Genomic DNA, 18,537 nt, shown 5'->3' with positions numbered 1-18,537 from the left:
GTTTGACCGCTGCATCGGCTTTCAAATAACGCTCAAAAAAAATAACAAGGAGTCAGCTTATGAATCGTCGTCGTGGGATCCGTTCCCTGTGCTGTGCCGCTCTGGCGGTCACGGCGGTCAGCCTGAGCAGTTCGCTGCTGGCGGCCGAGCAAGTGAAGATCGGTTTTCTGGTCAAACAGGCGGAAGAGCCCTGGTTCCAGACCGAATGGGCCTTCGCCGAGAAGGCCGGGAAAGAGAAGGGCTTCACCGTGATCAAGATCGCCGTACCGGACGGCGAGAAAACCCTCTCGGCCATCGACAGCCTGGCGGCCAACGGCGCCAAGGGCTTCGTGATTTGCCCGCCGGACGTCGGCCTCGGTCCGGCCATCGTGGCCAAGGCCAAACTCAACGGTTTGAAAGTGATGGCGGTCGATGACCGGTTTGTCGATGCCAGCGGCAAGTTCATGGAAGACGTGCCTTACCTCGGCATGGCGGCGTTCGAAGTCGGCCAGAAACAGGGCAATGCCATGGCCACCGAAGCTAAAAAGCGCGGTTGGGACTGGAAAGAAACCTACGCGGTGATTAACACCTTTAACGAACTCGACACCGGCAAGAAACGCACCGACGGTTCGGCCAAGGCGCTGGAAGATGCGGGCTTCCCGAAAGACCATATCCTCTACACCGCGCAGAAAACCCTCGACGTACCGGGCAGCATGGACGCCACTAACTCGGCGCTGGTGAAACTGCCCGGCGGCGCGAAAAACCTGATCATCGGCGGCATGAACGACAACACCGTGCTGGGCGGCGTGCGCGCCACCGAAAGCGCCGGGTTTGCGGCGGCCAACGTGATCGGTATCGGCATCAACGGCACCGACGCCATCGGCGAACTGAAGAAACCCAACAGCGGCTTCTTCGGCTCGATGCTGCCGAGCCCGCACATCGAGGGCTATAACACCGCGAGCATGATGTTTGACTGGGTGACCACCGGCAAAGAGCCGCCTAAATACACCGCCATGGATGACGTGACGCTGATCACGCGCGAGAACTTCAAGCAGGAACTGGAAAAGATCGGCCTGTGGAACTGAAGGCCGGTTGATTTCATCGGTGGCCCTGGCGACGGGGCTGCCTGATCTGTGTGATGAGGTGGTTATGCAAGCGCAAACACAAACACCAGAACACCGCGGCGCCAGCTTGCGCTTTAACGGGATCGGCAAGACCTTTCCCGGCGTGAAGGCGCTGGACGGCATCAGCTTCGTCGCCCATCCGGGGCAGGTTCATGCCTTGATGGGCGAGAACGGCGCCGGCAAATCGACGCTGCTGAAAATCCTCGGCGGCGCCTACACCCCGAGCAGCGGCGACCTGCAGATCGGCGAGCAGACGATGGCCTTCAAGTCCACCGCCGACAGCATCGCCAGCCGCGTGGCGGTGATCCACCAGGAGCTGCACCTGGTCCCGGAAATGACCGTGGCGGAAAACCTGTTCCTCGGGCATTTGCCGGCGAGTTTCGGTCTGATCAATCGCGGCGCCTTGCGCCATCAAGCGTTGGCCTGCCTCAAGGGCCTGGCCGATGAAATCGATCCGCAAGAGAAAGTCGGGCGCCTGTCCCTCGGCCAGCGGCAACTGGTGGAAATCGCCAAGGCGTTGTCCCGTGGCGCCCATGTGATTGCGTTTGACGAACCCACAAGCAGCCTCTCGGCCGGGAAATCGATCGCTTGATGGCGATCATTGGTCGCCTGCGGGACGAAGGCAAAGTGGTGCTCTACGTTTCCCATCGCATGGAAGAAGTGTTCCGCATCTGCAACGCGGTGACCGTGTTCAAGGACGGCCGTTTCGTGCGCACGTTCGAGAACATGAGCGAGTTGACCCACGACCAGTTGGTGACCTGCATGGTCGGTCGCGACATCCAGGACATCTACGACTACCGCCCACGCCAGCGAGGTGCGGTGGCCATGAAGGTCGACGGTTTACTCGGTCCGGGCTTGCGTGAACCGGTCAGTTTCGAGGTGCACAAAGGTGAGATCCTCGGGCTGTTTGGCCTGGTAGGGGCAGGGCGCACCGAGTTGTTCCGGATGCTCAGCGGGCTGACGCGCAACACCGCTGGACGCCTGGAATTGCGCGGTCATGAACTGAAACTGCGCTCACCGCGCGATGCGATTGCCGCCGGGGTTTTGCTGTGCCCCGAGGACCGCAAGAAGGAGGGCATCATGCCGCTTTCCAGCGTCGCCGAGAACATCAACATCAGCGCCCGTGGCGCCCATTCCACCTTCGGTTGCCTGTTGCGCGGCCTGTGGGAAAAGAGCAACGCCGACAAGCAGATCGCAGCGCTGAAAGTGAAGACGCCCAGCGCGTCGCAAAAATCATGTACCTGTCCGGCGGTAATCAGCAGAAGGCCATTCTTGGCCGCTGGCTGTCGATGCCGATGAAAGTCCTGCTGCTCGACGAGCCGACTCGCGGCATCGACATCGGCGCCAAGGCCGAGATCTACCAGATCATCCACAACCTTGCGCAAAGCGGCATCGCGGTGATCGTGGTGTCCAGCGACCTGATGGAAGTCATGGGCATTTCCGACCGCATCCTGGTGCTGTGCGAAGGCGCGCTGCGCGGCGAACTGTCCCGCGCCGAAGCGAATGAATCCAACTTGCTGCAACTGGCTTTGCCGCGCCAACGCGCTGACGGCGTGGCGAACTGAGAGGTGACTATGACCATCCAAAACAACGCACTGCCAACCCCACGAAAACCCCTGGACCTGCGGCGTTTTCTTGATGACTGGGTGATGCTGCTGGCGGCCATCGGGATCTTCCTGGCCTGCACCTTACTGATCGACAATTTCCTTTCGCCGCTGAACATGCGAGGCCTGGGGCTGGCGATTTCCACCACCGGGATTGCCGCGTGCACCATGTTGTATTGCCTGGCGTCCGGGCATTTCGACTTGTCGGTGGGCTCGGTGATTGCCTGTGCCGGCGTGGTCGCGGCGGTGGTGATGCGCGACACCGACAGCGTGTTCCTCGGTGTGGTCGCGGCGCTGTTCATGGGCCTGATTGTCGGGTTGATCAACGGGATTGTGATCGCCAAATTGCGGGTCAATGCGTTGATCACGACGTTGGCGACCATGCAGATCGTCCGTGGCCTGGCGTACATTTTTGCCAACGGTAAAGCGGTGGGCGTGTCGCAAGAGCAGTTCTTCGTCTTCGGCAACGGCCAGTTGTTCGGCGTGCCGGTGCCGATCCTGATCACCATCGTCTGCTTCCTGTTTTTCGGCTGGTTGCTGAACTACACCACCTACGGGCGCAACACCATGGCCATCGGTGGCAACCAGGAAGCGGCGCTGCTGGCCGGCGTGAACGTTGATCGGACCAAGATCATTATCTTCGCCGTGCACGGCTTGATCGGGGCGTTGGCCGGGGTGATTCTGGCCTCGCGCATGACCTCGGGCCAGCCAATGATTGGCCAGGGTTTTGAGCTGACAGTGATCTCCGCTTGTGTGCTGGGCGGGGTGTCGTTGAGTGGCGGGATTGGCATGATCCGGCACGTGATTGCCGGGGTGCTGATTCTGGCGATCATCGAGAATGCGATGAACCTGAAGAACATCGATACGTTTTATCAGTATGTGATTCGCGGTTCGATCCTGTTGCTGGCGGTGGTGATTGACCGACTGAAACAACGCTAAATAAATTCACCTGCCTCACACAAAATGTGTGGGTGCAGGAGGTCCAGTGTGGGAGTGGGCTTGCTCGCGAAAGCGTCGGCACATTCAATATTGATGTGTCAGACAGACCGCTTTCGCGAGCAAGCCCGCTCCCACATTTGATCTGTGATCGTTCCTGCCTTCCGTCACCTCCCTTAACAAATCCCTTGCCCGTCCGACCCTGTTTCGGTTATCACTTTGTACATGATTAGACAGGTTCGATTTGACAAGAAACAACGGGTGGTCGACGAACTCATCCGGCGCATTGAAAGCGGCCTCATGGAGGACGGCTTTCTGTTGCCGGGCGAGCATCAGTTGGCTCAAGAATTCAAGGTCAGCCGCGGCACGCTGCGTGAAGCCCTGGCCGAACTGAAGAGGCGCAACTACATCGCCACGCAAAGCGGAGTCGGCTCCATCGTCACCTTCGACGGTGTGGTGCTCGATCAGCGCAGCGGCTGGGCTCAGGCCCTGGCGGACAGCGGGGCGTTGATCAACACCGAAGTGCTGCGGCTCGAGGCGGTCAGCCGTCCCGACTTGTTGTCGCGGTTCGGCACCGAGAAGTTCATCACCCTTGATCGTCGCCGCCGTTCCAACGACGGCACGCTGGTGTCCCTCGAACGTTCACTGATGCCCGCCACCGGGGGCCTGGAAAGCCTGCCGCGGGTTGGCCTGATTGATAACTCGTTGACCATCACCCTGGCCGCCTACGGCTACATCGGCGAACGCGGTGATCAATGGATCGGCGCCGAACCCTTGAGTGCCGGAGACGCCGACTTGCTCGGTCGCCCGCACGGCACGGTATTCCTCAAGGCTCTGCGCACCACCTACGACCGTCAGGGGCGGTTCATGGAGCAGGTCGAAAGTTTGCTCGACCCGGTGCATTTTCGTTTGCATCTGCAATTTGGAGAGTCAAAGTGACCGCGCTCAATCGTGCCTTGGGCGCGTTCTATGGCTTGGCGTTGGGCGACGCCCTGGGCATGCCGACCCAATCCTTGAGCCGCGCCGAGATCAAGGCGCGCTTCGGCAAAATTACCGACCTGGAAGATGCCGGCCCCGATCAACCGATCGCCGCCAACATGCCCAAAGGCTCGATCACCGACGACACCGAACAGGCGATTCTGGTCGGTCAATTGCTGATTGACGGCGAAGGACGGATCGAACCAGCCGTGCTCGCCCAGCGATTGATTGAGTGGGAAGCCGAGATGCAGGCCAAGGGCTCGCAGGATTTGCTCGGCCCTTCGACCAAACGCGCGATCGAGATGATTCTCGCCGGTCATTCGCCGGAAGAGGCGGGGCGCTACGGCACTACCAACGGCGCGGCGATGCGCATCACCCCCGTCGGGATCGCGGTGGATGTCGCCGATCCGCAGCGCTTCATCAAGGCGGTGGTGCAAGCCTGCCAGGTCACCCACAACACCACGCTGGGAATTTCCAGTGCGGCGGCGGTGGCGGCGGTGGTCTCGGCCGGCATCAATGGCATGGACCTGGGCGAGGCTTTGAACCTGGGCATGCAGATCGCCCAGCAAGCTGAAAGCCATGGTCACTGGGTTGCCGGCGGACGTATTGCCTCGCGGATCAGTTGGGCAAGGACCCTCAGCGTCGACAGTGACAAGGCCTTGTTGGCGGACTTGCTGTACGACGTGATCGGCACCTCGGTGGCTTCGCAGGAATCGGTGGTGGTCTCGTTTGCCCTGGCTCAGCAAGTGGCCATTGGCGAAATGAACGCCTTCGACGCGGTGTGCATGGCCGCCAGCCTGGGCGGCGACACCGATACTATCGCGGCGATTCTCGGCGCGATGCTCGGGGCCTGTCTGGGGCTTGAGAGTTGGCCGGCGCGGATGATCGAACAGGTCAAAACCGTGAATGGCCTGGAGCTGGAACCCCTTGTGAAAGGACTCCTCACCCTCCGCTGAGGATCGAAAACCCTGTAGGAGTTGCCGAAGGCTGCGATCTTTTGATCTTGGCAGCCTTGAGGCGACTGTAAATCAAGATCAAAAGATCGCAGCCTTCGGCAGCGCCTACGCGGGGTCGCACAGGTCACTTAGAAATCCGTCTGCCCACAACCAAAACAATGGCAACAGGAGCATCCAACATGAGTTCATCGAACGCCGGGCCAAGCGCCGGGCAGCTGGAAACCCGCGGTATCGAACCGGTACCGGAAAGTGAGTGCAACGGTCATCCGCTGCAACTGTTCTGGGTCTGGTTCGCCGCCAACATCTCCATCCTCGGCCTGCCGTTGGGCGCGACCCTCGTGGCCTTTCGCGGGTTGGCGATCTGGCAGGCAATCATTGTCGCGATCCTCGGTGCCGCCGGCTCGTTCGCGGTGGTCGGGATCATTTCCATCGCCGGCCGTCGTGGTCGTGCACCGAGCCTGACCCTGTCGCGAGCGATCTTCGGCGTGCGCGGCAACATCGGCCCGACCGTGGTCTCGCTGATGTCGCGCCTGGGTTGGGAAACAGTCAACACCACTACCGCAGCCTTCGTGTTGCTGTCTTTGTGCTCGATCCTGTTTGGCTCACCGGTGGAAGCGAAGAGCGCGCCAGTCTTGACGTTGATCTTCATCGCGATTTTCGTCCTGTTGACCCTGTCGGTGTCAGGCCTCGGTCACGCCACGTTGCTGGTGATCCAGAAGTGGGCGACCTACGTGTTCGGCGCGCTGAATATTCTGGTCGGCGGTTTCCTCTGCGCGACCATCGACTGGAGTGCGGTGTTCAACGCCACGCCGGCACCGCTGAGCGCAATGATCATCGGTGTCGGCACCATGGCGGCCGGTACCGGGATTGGTTGGGCCAACGCAGGCGCGGACATGTCGCGCTACCAGCACCGCAGCGTCAAAGCCGTGCGCCTGGTCGCCTCGGCCGCATTCGGTGCGGGGATTCCGCTGGTGCTATTGATTACCCTCGGTGGCTTGCTGTCGGTCGGCAACAACGACCTGGCTCAAGCCACTGATCCGATCATCGCGATTCGCGACATGCTGCCGACCTGGATGGCCGTGCCGTACCTGATCACCGCGTTCGGCGGGCTGCTGCTGTCGAATAACCTGTCGGTGTACTCCGCCGGCTTGACCACGCTGACCCTCGGCCTGAAGGTCAAGCGCGTGTATGCAGTGGTGGTTGATATCGTTGCGATCTTCGCCGGCTCGATCTACTTCATGCTGATTGCCGACAGCTTCTACGGTCCGTTCATCACCTTCATTTCGCTGCTGGCAGTGCCAATCACTGCGTGGGTCGGGATCTTCGTAGTCGACTTGATTCACCGTCATTACTACAGCCCCAAAGACCTGCTGGACGTCAGCCCGAACAGCGCTTACTGGTATCGCGGTGGTATCGAGTGGCGCGCCTTCGGTGCATGGGCATTTGCAATCGTGCTGGGTTTCAGCTTCACCACCATCGGCACCACCGCCGAAAACATCTGGTTTCGCGGCGTCCTGTCCGACTCCTGGCTGGGCCATAACGGCCTCGGCTGGATCGTGACCTTCCTGGTGGCCGGCGGGATTTACTTTGTACTCGGCGGGGCCAAGGATCGTCGCGCTGCACTGATTGAGAACGCTCATGCCTAAGTTGTTGCACACCGGCCAGGTCATCATCGACCTGGTCATGGCCGTGGATAAACTGCCGCAGGCGGGCGGTGACGTATTGGCTCAGTCCGCCAGTTTCGAAGCTGGCGGCGGGTTCAACGTGATGGCCGCGGCCCAGCGTAATGGCTTGTCGGTGGTCTACCTCGGCCGCCATGGCACCGGGCGTTTTGGCGACCTGGCCTGGAAGCGATGAAGGCCGAAGGCATTCGGATCGGCATCGCCGACCCTGCCGAGCGCGATACCGGATTGTGTGTCGCGGTGACCGACGCCTCGGCTGAGCGCAGTTTCATTTCCTACATCGGCGCTGAAGGCGAAGTGACCGTAGAAGACCTGGCGAGCGTGCCGGCCGAGGCGGGCGACTACGTCTACGTCAGCGGCTACAGCCTGCTGCATGGCGGTAAGGCCCAGGCGTTGGTGGAGTGGGTGCTGGGTTTGCCGAACGGGATCAACGTGGTGTTCGATCCGGGTCCGTTGGTGGATTCGCCGGATGAACCCTTGATGCAAGCCTTGCTGGCGCGGATCGATTTGTGGACCAGCAACGGCGTCGAGGCGCTGAAGTTTACCGGGGCACCCAACATCGCCGAGGCATTGGATCGGTTGGTCGATCACCTGCCGGCCGATGTTTTGATGGTGGTGCGTGATGGGCCACAAGGGTGCTGGATTCGTCAGCGCGGTGAGTGCCGGCATGTGCCAGGGTTCAAGGTTGATGCGGTGGACAGCAACGGCGCCGGGGATGCCCATGCCGGGGTGTTTGTGGCCGGGTTGGCGCAAGGGTTGCCGGCGGTGGAGGCGGCGCGGCGGGCGAATGCGGCGGCTGCGTTAGCCGTGACTCGGTGGGGGCCGGCGACTTCGCCGGGGGCTGCTGAAGTGGATGCGTTGATCAGTCAAACCTTGGCCGACTGATGTATCGCCATCGCGGGCAAGCCTTGCTCCTACAGGTGCGTGCGACCCCCTGTAGGAGCAAGGCTTGCCCGCGATGGGGCCTCCAAATGCACCATCAATTTTGACCCTCAGCCAGCCTTGCGCAACGCCTCAATCAATGCCTGTTTACGCATCCCCGACCGTCCCGGAATCTTCTTCGCCCGGGCTTCGGCTTCATCCTTCGGAACACCTTTGTGTTCGTAGCTGTCCTCAATGTGTTCGGCCTTGCGCTTTTACTCGGTGTCTTTGCTTCCACGAGGCATGGGATTTCTCCTGGCTTCACGAATGTTTAAAAGATCGCAGCCCGCGGCAGCTCCGGGTATGGCAAAACCGTGCAGGCGCTGGCGAAGGCTGCGAGCTGTTGATCGTGCTGCGGTTAAACGTCCAGCTTGCGCGCCGCTTCAACTCCCGCCGCGCTGAGTTTGATCGGCAGGCTCAGCGAATGCTCGCCAGCCTCGTTACAGGTCACATGACCATGGTGGATCAGTCCGCGATCTTGCAAAGTGGCGAGGGTACTGGCCACGACTTTCTCCCCCCGGTAATTGTCCAGGACCTCCTTGCCCAAACCGCTCGGGTGGGCGTGCAGCAGACGGGTCAGGACTTCTTTTTCCAGGTTTTTATCGACGTTCATGGTGACCTCTTTCATGGATGTGGATAGGGTATTGCGGTACTCGCGTCGGCGCTCTATTGGCCGGCACCTTCAGAGCCCGAACCACCGGTGGTGGTTTTCGAGCCGCTGCCGCTGCCGGCGTTATCGGGTATCTGGGTGTCCGGCATGTTCATCCCGCCTTGACGGCCGGCATCGCTGCCCTGGAGTCGCGGATCAGTGCCCGTGGCTGGCGGCAAACTGCTGTCGATGCCCGAGCCGTTGGTGTTCATGCCCGGGGCACCCTGGATGGCCGGGGCTTTGGGTTTTTCGACCGGGTCGGTCGGGCCGGTGCCGGAGGCCATGGTGGCAGCGAAGGCCGTAGAGGACAGCAGGGCAGCGAGAGCGAGGGCGGTCAGCCGGGACATGATCATGGTGTCGTCTCCAATTATTAGAGTCCTTACCTGATGTTGGTCCGCCCTCGATCTGGATTGGTGCCTGATGAATGACGAACGGTCCAGGCTTGCTGCAGCGCTTTGGCGCGTGTAACCCGACGCCAAAGCAGCCGGCCCACCGTGATCAGCCAGTTCAACGCGGCAATCAGCAAAAGCGTAAACAATAATCTCGCCATCCCGTGCTCGACGATGATCTTCCCGGCCAGCAGCGGAAAGCCGAACACGCCGATAAAGTACGACAGGCTGAACAGCAGCAAGGCTTGCGCAGTGGTGCCGGTCGGCGCTTCGTTTGCTGCCAGGCCGTTGATCACCGAATAGGTCAGGCCGTAACCGACCCCGAGCACCACCGCCGCCAGCAGGTAAGTGAAGCTGCTGTCGACCACGAAGCCGAACATCAGGATCGAACCCATCATCAGCCCCGACAACAGGCAGGATGCGCGCAATGGATCACGCTTGACCACGAAGCCGGCGATCAGCATGCGGCTGCTGATGGCAGCGCCCATAAACCCGAAAAAGAACAGCGAGTAATCCAGTGCGCGCGTCGCCGCATAGCTGGTCTGGAAACTCGACAGCCCGCCAAAGACGCAGCCGCCGAGGCCGACCATGATGATAGGAAACAGCGCTTTGGAGGACAGTACTTGCTGTGCGGCGCCCCAGGAAATTCGTGACACCGCTGTCGGGTTGGTGTGGGCTTTTTTCAGGTGCGAATCCAATCGCCAGAACAGCACGACACCGACCAGGCTGGCCAGCGCTGCCAGGTAAAACGCCGCTGTCACCGGATAGCCCAACGCACTGGCGGCGCGACCGAGCAACGGGCCGCTGCCAATGCCGGTCATCATGCTGCCCGACAGCAACGCAAAGTATTTGGCTCGTTGGGACGGCGTGACCAGGCTCGCCACAATGATTGGCCCCAAGGCGTAGAACACGCCCCAGCCCAGGCCCAGCAACAGACCGAAAAACAGCAGCAGATTGCCGAAGCCTGGTGTCAGCGCGAAGCCCAGGCTCGCCACCACCAGCAAGAGACCGAACAGGGCAATCGAACGCGCTGCGCCGAGCCGGTCCGACAGGTGCCCGGAGACAATCACCGCTGCAAAGGTGCTGAGCATTGCCGCCGAAATCACGCTGCCGGCGTCATGTTCATTGCCACCCTGGGAACCGATCAACAGCGAGAGCAAAAACGTCGCACCATAGGACAGCGACAGCAGGTAACTGGCAAGGCAAAACAGGCCGAACAACTTGCTTGAGACCTGGGGTGGGACGGTAGACATGAGGCGGTTCCTTGACCGGATAAATGAGCGCTTTATCTATCTACCATGCAAGTCGCCGATGTTAGGTCCGAGGTTGCCGATTTCAGGGTTAGCGCGGACCGGAGTAAGGGGTTCCGCAGACGCCGATTTCTTCCTTGAACAGTTCCATGAAGCCCTTGAGTCGTTGATGGCGAATCTGCGCCAGGTGTTGGCCGGTGGTCGTCTGGAAACCGTCCGCCAGGTGCAGCAGCTTGGTCTGGAAATGGTCGAGGCAAAAGCGCTTGTCGTCGTAGTCCCGCGCTTTGGCTTCCGGGTCTTGCGGGTCGTACAGCGCACTACCCATGCGCCCGGCGATATAGAACGTTCTGGCGACGCCGAGCATACCGAGGGAATCGAGTCGGTCGGCGTCCTGCACTATTTTCGCTTCGAGGGTGGTCGGGGCGATATTGGCGGAAAAACTGTGGGCTTCGATGGCGTGGGTGACGGCGGCGATTTTTGCGTTGGGCCAATCCAGTGTCGTCAGTAGCGTTGCGGCTTTTTCCGCGGCCAATCGAGACGCCTGGGAACGCAGGGGCGAGTTCTTTTCCACCGCCACGCAATCGTGCAGCAGCACCGCCGCCAGCAGCACTTCAAGATTCCCGCCTTCTTGCGCATGAAGCACGCATGCGTTGTGCCACACCCGCTGCAAGTGCGACAGGTCGTGGGCGCCGTCCTCCGAAGGTTCCAGCGCGTGGGGCAACAGTGTCTCGGCGAGGGTTTGCAGTGGGGCGAAAGCGGCGGCGGTCATAAACATCCTTTTAGGCAGTAACTCTTGTGGCGACGCGACCGTGTAGCAGCTGGCGAAGCCTGCGTTCGGCTGCGCAGCAGTCGTAAATCCTGTGCATACGGTCATCCAGATGCACCGCGTCGTCTGACTTTACGACTGCTGCGTCCAAACGCGGCCCGAACCGAACGCAGGCTTCGCCAGCTGCTACACGGTCGCGTGAAGGATTACAGGATACTTTTTGCTTTGCCATGTGACGAGTGTCGCGCTGCGCCTTAGTATGGCGTTTTCAACTTCTGACAAGGCACGTCCATGACGATCGAGATCCGCCCGGCGACCCCCAGCGATGCACCGCAAATTCTCGCGTTCATCACTGAACTGGCCGACTACGAACGTGCCCGCCACGAAGTCATCGCCAGCGTTGCCGACATCGAACGCAGCCTGTTCAGCGAAGGCGCCACCGCCCACGGCCTGATCTGCCTGCGGGACGGCTTGGCGATTGGCTTCGCGGTGTTCTTCTTCAGCTATTCCACCTGGCTCGGCAGCAATTGCCTGTACCTCGAAGACCTCTACATCACCCCCGAACAACGCGGTGGCGGCGCCGGTAAAACCTTGCTGCGCCACTTGGCAAAAATCGCCTGCGCCAACGACTGCGGGCGTTTTGAATGGAGCGTGCTGGACTGGAACAAACCAGCCATCGACTTCTACAAATCCCTCGGTGCGCAACCTCAGGAAGAGTGGGTGCGGTATCGGATGGATGGGACGGTGTTGCGGGAGTTTGCCGAGGGCAATTGATCCTTTTAAAGATCGCAGCCTTCGGCAGCTCCTACAGATCGGGTTTACACAGGGTCAATGCAGGAGCTGCCGAAGGCTGCGATCTTTTTTATCTTAATCCCATAATATGGGAGTGATATTTATATATTGAGATTTCAGCGCGTCCGGGTTTATAGTCCAGCTCACTCACTGCCAAAAACAAAACAGGTGAAGCGATGCTGGCGCAATTGATCGCGCTCGATTGGGGGACAACCTCATTACGTGCTTACAAACTCGCCGCGGGTGGCCAGGTGCTGGAACAGCGTTCGCTGTCGTCCGGCATCATGCAGCTACCGCGCACGCCGCGAATCATCAACGGTCAGGAATGCACTGACGGTTTTGAATTGGCCTTCGATTCGGCTTGCGGTGACTGGCTCGACGCCCAGCCGCACTTGCCGGTGATTGCCTGCGGCATGGTCGGCAGCGCCCAGGGGTGGCGCGAAGCGGACTACTGCGACACGCCGGCAAACGTAGCCAATCTCGGAACGTCCCTGCAAACCGTTCGCAGTCTTCGCGGGGTCGATGTGCACATCGTGCCGGGTGTGATTCAGCGTTCGCGCCTGCCGAATGTGATGCGCGGCGAGGAAACCCAGATCCTTGGCGTGTTGCAGAATCTGCCGAGTGGGGCGGGCAACGATCTGTTGATCGGTTTGCCGGGCAGCCATTCGAAATGGGTGGAAGTGGCCGACGGCTGCATCGTTCATTTCGACACCTTCATGACCGGCGAAGTCTTCGCCGTGCTCAGCGAACACAGCATTCTCGGACGCACCCAGCAACAGGGCGCGTCTTTCGATGGCCAGGCTTTTGACCGTGGCGTACAGGTGGCGTTGTCGGCGGATGGCGAAATCGGGCCGTTGTCGACGCTGTTCAGCGCACGCAGCCTCGGGTTGACCGGTGAACTCAGTGCCACGGCCCAGCCTGATTATCTGTCCGGCCTGCTGATCGGCCATGAGCTGTCGGCCCTGGCCAGCGTTCAGCGGCGCCGTCGCAACAGCATGCACCTGCCGTCGATCATCCTCATTGGTAACTCACAACTCTGTGCCCGCTACAGCCGGGCCCTCGACTCCTGCGGTTTTGCCCAGGTGACCCTGGCCGAACAGGCCACCGAGCGCGGGTTGTGGCAACTGGCGGTTGCCGCCGGACTGATCAAACACAACCCATCCCGTTAAACCTGACTGGAGGTCTGACATGCTCAAGCAAGCCCTGGCGCAAAACGGCCTGATCGCGATCCTGCGCGGCCTGCGTCCGCAAGAGGCGGCTGCCATCGGAAACGTCCTGTATGCCGCCGGATTTCGCGTCATCGAAGTGCCGCTTAATTCCCCGGAGCCGTACGAAAGTATCCGCATCCTGCGCAGTGCCTTGCCTGCCGATTGCCTGATCGGCGCGGGCACGGTGCTGACGCCGGAACAGGTCGAACAGGTGAAAGCGGCGGGCGGCCAGGTGATCGTCATGCCTCATAGCGATCCGAAGGTATTGCGCGCAGCGAAAGCGGCGGGGCTCTATCTGTCGCCGGGTGTGGCGACGCCGACTGAAGCCTTCGCTGCACTGGCCGAAGGCGCGGATGTGCTGAAGATGTTCCCGGCCGAGCAGATGGGGCCCGCGGTTGTGAAAGCCTGGCTCGCGGTGTTGCCGGCCGGAACCATTCTGGCGCCGGTCGGCGGGATCACTGCGGACAACATGCAGGTGTTTATCGACGCTGGCGTCAAAGGCTTTGGTCTGGGTTCCGGGTTGTTCAAACCGGGCATGACGCCTGAAGAGGTGGCGGTGAACGCCAAGGCCTACGTCGCTGCATGGAACGCTCTGCGTTAAGACTTTTTGGCGCCGAGCGCGCTGCATCTAATAAGAGAGGCAAAAGATGAAAATCACCAAACTGACCACCTTCATCGTCCCGCCGCGCTGGTGCTTCCTCAAGGTTGAAACCGACGAGGGCGTGACCGGTTGGGGCGAACCCGTGGTCGAGGGCCGCGCCCATACCGTCGCGGCTGCCGTCGAGGAATTGTCCGACTACCTGATCGGCAAAGACCCCCGCAATATCGAAGATATCTGGACCGTGCTCTACCGCGGCGGCTTCTACCGGGGCGGCGCGATCCACATGAGCGCACTGGCCGGCATCGATCAGGCGTTGTGGGACATCAAGGGCAAAGCCTTGGGCGTCTCGGTCAGCGATTTACTGGGTGGACAGGTGCGCGACAAGATTCGCGTGTATTCGTGGATCGGTGGCGACCGCCCGGCAGACACCGCTCGTGCAGCGAAAGAAGCGGTCGAACGCGGTTTCACCGCGGTGAAAATGAACGGCACTGAAGAGCTGCAATTCCTCGACTCCTTCGAGAAAGTCGATCTGGCCCTGGCCAACGTCGCCGCCGTGCGTGACGCGGTCGGCCCGAACGTCGGCATCGGCGTCGACTTCCATGGCCGGGTTCACAAACCCATGGCCAAGGTGCTGATGAAGGAACTTGATCCGTACAAACTGATGTTCATCGAAGAGCCGGTGCTCAGCGAAAACTACGAAGCGCTGAAGGAACTGGCACCGCTGACCAGCACCCCGATTGCCCTCGGTGAGCGGTTGTTCTCCCGTTGGGATTTCAAGCGGGTGCTCAGCGAAGGCTACGTCGACATCATCCAACCCGATGCGTCCCACGCCGGCGGTATCACCGAGACCCGCAAGATCGCCAACATGGCCGAAGCCTACGATGTGGCGCTGGCGCTGCATTGTCCGCTGGGCCCGATTGCGCTGGCGGCGTGCCTGCAACTGGACGCGGTTTGCTACAACGCGTTCATTCAGGAGCAGAGCCTGGGCATTCACTACAACGAGAGCAACGACCTGCTGGATTACGTCAAGGATCCGCGGGTGTTCGACTATGACAAAGGCTTCGTGAAAATCCCGAACGGCCCGGGCCTGGGGATCGAGATCAACGAAGAGTACGTCATCGAACGCGCGGCAGTCGGCCACCGCTGGCGCAACCCTATCTGGCGCCATGCCGATGGCAGTTTTGCCGAGTGGTGAGTTCCTCCTGACTCCCACGCCCCCTGTAGGAGCAAGGCTTGCCCGCGATGGCGTCAGTACTGGCACCGTTGAGTGTGAGGTCGATTGGGCGGGCCCCATCGCGGGCAAGCCTTGCTCCTACAGGGTTACGTTGCGCCCCATTGACCTCAATAAACATAAGAAGAGGCACACCCCATGCAACCGCAAACCTTCACCGGGCAGGCGACGTTGGTGACGCCCAGTCGCAAGCGTTTTTTCATTATGGTGCTGCTGTTTATCACGGTGGTGATCAACTACCTGGACCGCAGCAACCTGTCGATTGCCGCCCCGGCGCTGACCAGTGAACTGGGCATCGACCCGATCCATGTTGGCCTGATTTTTTCCGCTTTCGGCTGGACCTACGCCGCCATGCAGATCCCCGGCGGCTGGCTGGTGGATCGCGTGCCACCGAGAATTCTCTACAGCGTCGCGCTGCTGTTGTGGTCGCTGGCCACGGTGATGCTCGGTTTCGCTGCCAGCTTCATCGCACTGTTTGTACTGCGCATGGCGGTCGGCGCACTGGAAGCCCCGGCCTATCCGATCAACAGCCGTGTGGTCACCACCTGGTTCCCGGAACGCGAGCGCGCCACGGCCATTGGCTTCTACACCTCCGGGCAGTTTGTCGGGTTGGCGTTTCTCACGCCGGTACTGGCCTGGCTGCAACATCAATACGGCTGGCACATGGTGTTTGTCAGCACCGGCGTGCTCGGCATCATTTGGGCGCTGATCTGGTATGCGGTGTATCGCGAACCACGGGATTTCAAAGGCGCCAACGACGCTGAAATCGACTTGATCCGCGAGGGCGGCGGGCTGGTGGACATCCAGGCTGAACAAGCCAAAGTCAAAGCCAAATTCAGTTGGACCGACCTGGGGATTGTCCTGAGCAAGCGCAAGCTGTGGGGCATTTACCTCGGCCAGTTCTGCCTCAACTCTACGTTGTGGTTTTTTCTGACGTGGTTCCCGACCTACCTGGTGAAATATCGCGGCATGGACTTCATCAAGTCTGGCTTGCTGGCGTCGCTGCCGTTTCTCGCGGCGTTTGTCGGCGTGCTGTGTTCGGGGTTCTTCTCGGATTTTTGATCCGTCGCGGCTGCACCGTCGGCTTCGCTCGCAAGCTGCCGATCATTGGCGGATTGCTGATTTCCACCTCGATCATCGGCGCCAATTTTGTCGACTCGACGCCGTTGGTGATTGCCTTTCTGGCGTTGGCATTTTTCGGCAACGGACTGGCCTCGATCACCTGGTCGTTGGTCTCGACCCTGGCCCCGGCACGTTTGCTCGGATTGACCGGCGGGGTGTTCAATTTCATCGGCAACCTGTCGGCGATTACCACGCCGATTGTCATCGGTTTCCTCGCTACCGGTGATTCGTTTGCCCCGGCGATTACCTATATCGCGGTTCTCGCATTGATTGGTGCGCTTTCCTACGTGCTGCTGGTCGGCAAGGTCGAGCGTATCAAGTTGTAGTCGCAGCCGTCGGGCGACCATAATGCCGCCCGTTCACTCGCTCAACGGTAAAGGCTGGATATGCAGGAAGACGCCCCAAAAATCGCCAAGGACGCCGCGCCGACCGGCACCCAGACACTGCTTCGTGGTTTGGGTGTGGTTCAGGCCGTGGCCAGTGGTGCCCGCGATCTCAAGGAAATCGCCCGGCTGATCGGCACCACGCGCAGCACCACCCATCGTCTGGCCAGTTGCCTGGTGGACGAGCGTTACCTGCGCGTGGTCCCGCAAGTCGGTTATTTGCTGGGGCCGAAGCTGATCGAACTGGGTTTTCAGGCGCGCGAAGAACTGCCGCTGGTGACATTGGCCGGGCCGTACCTGGATGAGTTGTCGGCATTGACCGGCGATACCGTTCACTTGGCGATCCGCGAGGGTGACGAGGTGCTCTACCTGCACAAGAATCCGGGGCGCAATGGCCCGGAAATGCGTTCGCGGGTTGGCCATCGTATGCCATTGGCGCGCACCGGGATCGGCAAGGCGCTGATGCTCGATGACACGCAGGAAGACTGGAAACGGCTATACGAAGTCAGCCTGCCAGCCGGTGGGAAAAGTCAGTTCTGGCCGCAGCACCCGGAGCAGTCCTGGGAGCAATTTCAGCAGCGCATGGTCGAATATGTGGCGGGCGGTTACGCGTTCGATCTGGAAGACAACGAACCGTCGATCCGCTGCGTGGCAGCGCCGATCCGTGATGCCAGCAAGCGTATCGTTGCCGGTATCAGCATCGCCAGCACCGTGCCGTACATGCCGCTGGAAAAAATGGCCGAGCTGATTCCCCTGATCAAAGGGGTCACTGCTCGGCTTTCGGCGGAGCTTGGCTTGAAGGTATGAGCCGCTAAAGTCTGATCAGACCTTGAGCGTCGCCATGTCGATCACGAAGCGGTACTTCACATCACCGGCAATCATGCGGGTGAACGCTTCGTTGATCTGATGGATGTTGAGCATTTCGATGTCGCAGGTGATGTTGTGCTCGGCACAGAAATCCAGCACTTCCTGGGTTTCGGCGACGCCACCGATCAGCGAACCGGCGAGTACCCGACGGCCCAACACCAGTTTGGCCGCGTGGACCGGCGGATCGACCGGTTCGATCAAGCCCACCAGAATGTGCACGCCGTCGAAACGCAGCGTATCGAGGTAGGGGTTGAGGTCGTGCTGCACCGGAATGGTGTCCAGCAGGAAGTTGAAATGCCCGGCGGCGGCTTTCATCTGTTCAGCATCGGTAGACACGATCACGTGGTCCGCGCCCTGGCGACGGGCTTCTTCAGCCTTGCTCGCCGAACGGGTGAACAACGTCACTTCAGCGCCCATGGCCTTGGCGAACTTGATGCCCATGTGACCGAGGCCGCCCATGCCGAGAATCCCGACCTTGTCGCCTGCTTTCACGCCGTAGTGCTTGAGCGGCGAGTAAGTGGTGATGCCGGCGCAGAGGATCGGCGCGGCGCTGGCGAGGTCGAGTTTTTCCGGGATGCGCACCACGAAGTGCTCGCTGACCACGATGCTGTCGCAGTAGCCGCCCATGGTGTTGCTGCCATCGACCCGGTCCGGGGTGGCGTAGGTCATGGTCGGGCCTTCGAGGCAATATTGCTCGAGATTGGATTGGCAGGCTTCGCAGCTGCGGCAGGAATCGACCATGCAACCGACGCCGACCAGATCGCCGATTTTGTGCTTGGTCACGTTCGTACCGACGGCGGTCACTTTACCCACGATCTCGTGGCCAGGCATCAGCGGGTAAACGGCAATGCCCCACTCGTTACGTGCCTGGTGGATGTCGGAGTGGCAGACGCCGCAGTAGAGAATCTCGATCGCCACGTCGTCGGCCCGAGGGCTGCGGCGTTCGAATTTTACCGGGGCGAGGGGAGTGGTGGCCGATTGGGCGGCGTATCCGATAGCGGTGTACATGAGGAGCCTCGCAAAAGCAGTGACAGGTGAGGTGGGCCATTCTGGGCGCGGTGCCTGGGTGCGGCCATGGCGATTCCTCCGGGTGTCATGC

Annotated in this window: 17 protein-coding genes and 3 pseudogenes; 15 read left to right on the top strand and 5 right to left on the bottom strand. The window is 60.8% G+C overall.

The annotated features are described in order from the left end of the window. The first annotated feature begins 59 nt into the window (after positions 1-59). The 9 genes and pseudogenes from JFV26_RS08675 (at position 60) to JFV26_RS08645 (ending at position 8,144) form a co-directional block, all read left to right on the top strand. The gene (locus JFV26_RS08675) at positions 60-1,064 is read left to right on the top strand and encodes a substrate-binding domain-containing protein (RefSeq protein WP_201191487.1); all 1,005 of its coding nucleotides are present in this window, start codon (positions 60-62) and stop codon (positions 1,062-1,064) included. 64 nt (positions 1,065-1,128) lie between these two features. Then, positions 1,129-1,695 (top strand): ATP-binding cassette domain-containing protein, encoded by a 567-nt coding sequence (locus JFV26_RS34740; protein WP_446739905.1) that lies wholly within the window; start codon positions 1,129-1,131, stop codon positions 1,693-1,695. Then, positions 1,695-2,368 (top strand): annotated as a pseudogene (locus JFV26_RS34735) (ATP-binding cassette domain-containing protein); the annotation flags it as partial. The gene JFV26_RS34740 and the pseudogene JFV26_RS34735, both read left to right, overlap by 1 nt. A gap of 24 nt (positions 2,369-2,392) precedes the next feature. Continuing rightward, a complete protein-coding gene (locus tag JFV26_RS34730; protein ID WP_446739909.1) occupies positions 2,393-2,668 on the top strand; it encodes a hypothetical protein in 276 nt (91 codons plus the stop codon). A 9-nt stretch (positions 2,669-2,677) separates the two neighbouring features. Further along, entirely contained in the window at positions 2,678-3,646 is a 969-nt protein-coding gene (gene araH / locus JFV26_RS08665) for an L-arabinose ABC transporter permease AraH (protein WP_201191486.1), read from the top strand. Between the two features lie 222 nt (positions 3,647-3,868). Next, a complete protein-coding gene (locus JFV26_RS08660) occupies positions 3,869-4,582 on the top strand; it encodes a GntR family transcriptional regulator (protein ID WP_201191484.1) in 714 nt (237 codons plus the stop codon). Next, positions 4,579-5,577, top strand: coding sequence for an ADP-ribosylglycohydrolase family protein (locus JFV26_RS08655; protein ID WP_201191483.1), 999 nt, complete (start codon positions 4,579-4,581; stop codon positions 5,575-5,577). The genes JFV26_RS08660 and JFV26_RS08655 overlap by 4 nt, the downstream gene beginning before the upstream one ends. A 179-nt stretch (positions 5,578-5,756) precedes the next feature. Further along, positions 5,757-7,223 carry a purine-cytosine permease family protein gene (locus tag JFV26_RS08650; protein ID WP_201191481.1) on the top strand — a complete coding sequence of 489 codons (1,467 nt, stop codon included), beginning with the start codon at positions 5,757-5,759 and terminating at the stop codon, positions 7,221-7,223. Then, a pseudogene (locus tag JFV26_RS08645) lies at positions 7,216-8,144 on the top strand (PfkB family carbohydrate kinase). The gene JFV26_RS08650 and the pseudogene JFV26_RS08645 overlap by 8 nt, the downstream one beginning before the upstream one ends. Positions 8,145-8,538: 394 nt before the next feature. Here JFV26_RS08645 and JFV26_RS08640 read toward each other — a convergent pair. The 4 genes from JFV26_RS08640 to JFV26_RS08625 all read right to left on the bottom strand — a co-directional run bounded on the left by JFV26_RS08640 (position 8,539) and on the right by JFV26_RS08625 (position 11,237). Continuing rightward, positions 8,539-8,793, bottom strand: coding sequence for a hypothetical protein (locus tag JFV26_RS08640; RefSeq protein WP_201191480.1), 255 nt, complete (start codon positions 8,791-8,793; stop codon positions 8,539-8,541). Between the two features lie 53 nt (positions 8,794-8,846). Further along, positions 8,847-9,182: a hypothetical protein gene (locus tag JFV26_RS08635; protein ID WP_201191478.1), complete on the bottom strand. Its 336-nt coding sequence runs from the start codon at positions 9,180-9,182 to the stop codon at positions 8,847-8,849. A gap of 26 nt (positions 9,183-9,208) precedes the next feature. Beyond that, a complete protein-coding gene (locus tag JFV26_RS08630; RefSeq protein WP_201191477.1) occupies positions 9,209-10,471 on the bottom strand; it encodes an MFS transporter in 1,263 nt (420 codons plus the stop codon). Between the two features lie 88 nt (positions 10,472-10,559). Continuing rightward, positions 10,560-11,237, bottom strand: coding sequence for an HD domain-containing protein (locus JFV26_RS08625; RefSeq protein WP_201191475.1), 678 nt, complete (start codon positions 11,235-11,237; stop codon positions 10,560-10,562). A 288-nt stretch (positions 11,238-11,525) separates the two neighbouring features. Here JFV26_RS08625 and JFV26_RS08620 point away from each other — a divergent pair, with 288 nt between their 5' ends. The 6 genes and pseudogenes from JFV26_RS08620 to JFV26_RS08595 all read left to right on the top strand — a co-directional run bounded on the left by JFV26_RS08620 (position 11,526) and on the right by JFV26_RS08595 (position 17,378). Beyond that, positions 11,526-12,008 carry a GNAT family N-acetyltransferase gene (locus JFV26_RS08620; protein ID WP_201191474.1) on the top strand — a complete coding sequence of 161 codons (483 nt, stop codon included), beginning with the start codon at positions 11,526-11,528 and terminating at the stop codon, positions 12,006-12,008. A gap of 194 nt (positions 12,009-12,202) precedes the next feature. Next, positions 12,203-13,195 carry a 2-dehydro-3-deoxygalactonokinase gene (locus JFV26_RS08615; protein ID WP_201191472.1) on the top strand — a complete coding sequence of 331 codons (993 nt, stop codon included), beginning with the start codon at positions 12,203-12,205 and terminating at the stop codon, positions 13,193-13,195. A gap of 19 nt (positions 13,196-13,214) precedes the next feature. Continuing rightward, positions 13,215-13,835 carry a 2-dehydro-3-deoxy-6-phosphogalactonate aldolase gene (locus tag JFV26_RS08610; RefSeq protein WP_201191470.1) on the top strand — a complete coding sequence of 207 codons (621 nt, stop codon included), beginning with the start codon at positions 13,215-13,217 and terminating at the stop codon, positions 13,833-13,835. Between the two features lie 46 nt (positions 13,836-13,881). After that, positions 13,882-15,030 (top strand): galactonate dehydratase, encoded by a 1,149-nt coding sequence (dgoD, locus tag JFV26_RS08605; RefSeq protein ID WP_008152275.1) that lies wholly within the window; start codon positions 13,882-13,884, stop codon positions 15,028-15,030. A gap of 174 nt (positions 15,031-15,204) precedes the next feature. Next, positions 15,205-16,514: pseudogene (locus JFV26_RS08600) on the top strand (MFS transporter). Between the two features lie 60 nt (positions 16,515-16,574). Further along, positions 16,575-17,378 (top strand): IclR family transcriptional regulator, encoded by an 804-nt coding sequence (locus JFV26_RS08595; RefSeq protein WP_201191469.1) that lies wholly within the window; start codon positions 16,575-16,577, stop codon positions 17,376-17,378. Positions 17,379-17,393: 15 nt separating this feature from the next. Here JFV26_RS08595 and JFV26_RS08590 read toward each other — a convergent pair whose 3' ends face one another. Then, the gene (locus JFV26_RS08590; RefSeq protein ID WP_201191467.1) at positions 17,394-18,446 is read right to left on the bottom strand and encodes an NAD(P)-dependent alcohol dehydrogenase; all 1,053 of its coding nucleotides are present in this window, start codon (positions 18,444-18,446) and stop codon (positions 17,394-17,396) included. Positions 18,447-18,537: the final 91 nt, after the last annotated feature.

Origin of the sequence: Pseudomonas sp. TH31 (genome assembly GCF_016650815.1) — a bacterium.
Lineage (GTDB): Bacteria > Pseudomonadota > Gammaproteobacteria > Pseudomonadales > Pseudomonadaceae > Aquipseudomonas.
Note: the sequence above shows the minus strand (reverse complement) of the source record. Positions and strands in the feature narration are given on the sequence as shown.